2 protein-coding genes are annotated in these 2,453 nt (G+C 69.8%); one reads left to right on the forward strand and one right to left on the reverse strand.

The window, feature by feature from the left end; translation table 11 throughout:
* A partial coding sequence (locus AC27VN_RS38915) for an FAD-binding oxidoreductase (protein WP_490880127.1) occupies window positions 1–1,096 on the forward strand: 1,096 nt, incomplete at its 5' end.
* Window positions 1,097–1,099: 3 nt separating this feature from the next.
* On the opposite strand, the gene AC27VN_RS38920 is transcribed toward AC27VN_RS38915, so the two are convergent.
* A partial coding sequence (locus tag AC27VN_RS38920) for a tannase/feruloyl esterase family alpha/beta hydrolase (RefSeq protein ID WP_490880128.1) occupies window positions 1,100–2,453 on the reverse strand: 1,354 nt, incomplete at its 5' end.

The raw sequence follows: 2,453 nt of genomic DNA on the forward strand, positions 1-2,453 counted from the left end.
GGTGCCCGACGACTCGGGCACGCAGCTGGTGCTGAGCACGGCGCGCCTGAACCGCGTGCGCGAGCTCGACCGGCACAACCTGGCCGCGGAAGGCAGCTGCACCATCGGCGGCAACCTGGCGAGCAACGCCGGCGGCACGCAGGTGCTGCGCTACGGCAATGCGCGCGACCTGTGCCTGGGCCTGGAGGTGGTCACGCCCGACGGCCGCGTCTGGGAAGGGCTGTCGGGCCTGCGCAAGGACAACACGGGCTACGACCTGCGCAACCTCTACATCGGCAGCGAAGGCACGCTGGGCGTGATCACCGCGGCCACCTTGAAGCTGTTCCCGCGTCCCGTCGCGCAATCGACGGCGTGGGTGGCGGTGCCGTCGGCGGCGGCGGCGCTCGAACTGCTCGCGCTGGCGCGCGACCGGCTCGGTGCCTCGCTCTCGGGTTTCGAGCTCATGGGGCGCGAAGCGCTCGCGCTGGTCGCGCTTCACTTCCCGGCGTTCAAGGCGCCGATCTCCGACGACACGCCCTGGTGCGTGCTGATCGAGCAGTCGGCCGAGGGCTCGCAGGCGCAGGTACGGGCGCTGTTCGACACCTTGCTGGAGCAGGCGCTGGAACGCGAGGTCATCACCGACGCCGTGATCGCCGAGAGCATCGACCAGTCGAATCGGCTGTGGCATGCGCGCGAGTCGATCCCGCTGGCGCAGGCCAAGGAGGGGGCGAACCTCAAGCACGACATCTCGGTGCCGATCTCGCGCATCCCGGCGTTCCTCGAGGCCACCGACCGGGCGCTGCGCGACGCGCTGCCCGCGATCCGCCTGATCACGCTGGGCCATGTGGGAGATGGCAACCTGCACTACAACGTCCAGGGCCCGCCGGGCGCGCTCACCTTCGACGAAGCGCAGGCGGCGCTGATCTCGCGCGTGGTCTACGACGGCGTCGCGGCCCACGGCGGATCGATCTCGGCTGAGCACGGCATCGGGCAGTCGAAGCTGCGGGAGCTGCGAAGGACCAAGTCGCCCGTGGCCCTGGCGCTGATGCGGGACATCAAGCGCGCGCTCGATCCCCGCAATCTCCTGAACCCGGGGCGGTTGCTCGAGCTGGACTGAACGCTACGAGCAGGTGTAGCTCGCGGCCGATCCCGCATCGCCGCTGGTGTACGTGATCTTCTTCGGGTACACGCAGATCGGGCGGGTCTTCGGCGCCGCGCCGGGGGACTGGAGCGTCAGCGCCTCGGGCGCCTTGCCTTGCTCCACCCAGGCCGTCAGCGTGTCGTAGAACTGGGTCGGCGTGAAGTAGGGAACCGCCGCGCCCGGGTTCGAGGTGCCGTTCGGGTCGCCGTGGCCGGCGCCCGGCACCAGGTAGAGCCGGTAGAAGCCCTGCACGTCGCTCAGGCCGCCCATCTTCGCGACGACGCTGTTGTAGTAGTTCACCGTGCCCTGCGGCATGATGAGTTCGTCCGCCAGGCCGTGCCAGGTCAGCAGCTTGCCGCCGCGGTTCTTGAATGCCGAGAGGTCCGGGTTGTCGGTGTTGATGTTCCCGAACTCCGCCTGCAGCGCGAGGCCCCGGTCGTAGGCATTGCTCAGTTGCGCATGGCTCAACTGCTTCCAGAGCGACTGGCCGTTGCCGGTCGCGTTCAGGAACGACGGATCGCCGAGGGTGGAGTTCTGCAGCTCGAGCGCGACCTGGTCCGAGGCGATGGGGAAGGCGCCGTTCGGGCTCGCCAGGCCGTTGAGGCCGAAGGCGGAGAACATCGCGCCGTAGAGCGAAGTGCCGCGCGTCAGGCCGTACCAGCGCTGGTTGCCCGTGCCGAGCAGCGTGGAGGACGAGGCCGCGGACCAGCCGTTGTCGACCGCGGGGGCCGGCGCCGAGCCGTCGGCCGTCATGCCGTACCAGATCTTGTTGATGGCCCGGGCCTGTGCCTTGCTCACGCAGGCGGCGGTGGCGTTGGTGCCGCCATCGGCGGTGCAGAGCACGCTGGCGTCCGTCGTCGGGTCGTAGCTGCAGGACTGCGGATCGAGCACGTAGCCGAGGTGCTGGCCGCCCACCAGGTCGCAGGCGGCGATGGCCGCGTTGGAGACCAGGTCCTGCTGGGCCTGGGTCGGCGCGACGCCGCCCAGGTCGCGCTGGAAGACGATCTGGGGGTAGAGCTCCGCCGTGATGAAGCGGGTCCAGTGGATGGCCGGGTAGTTGGCGACGATGCCGTCGAAGTCGGCGGGATTGTTCTGCGCCAGGTTCAGGCCCTGGCGACCGCCCGTGGAGCCGCCGTCCCAATAGGCGTACTTGGGTGCCGTGCCGTAGTAGGCCGTGGCCAGCGCCTTCGTCTTGACGGCCTGCTCGTGGATGCCGCGGCTGGCGAAGTCGGTCCACAGCGTCTTGTTGATCGTGCCGTCCGGGTTCATCGCGAACGAACCGCCGGCGGGCGAGGCATGGCCGGTGTCCGTGGTCGAGGAGACCGCGCCTTCC

It is taken from the genome of Variovorax sp. 20P10.2.4 (assembly GCF_058244205.1).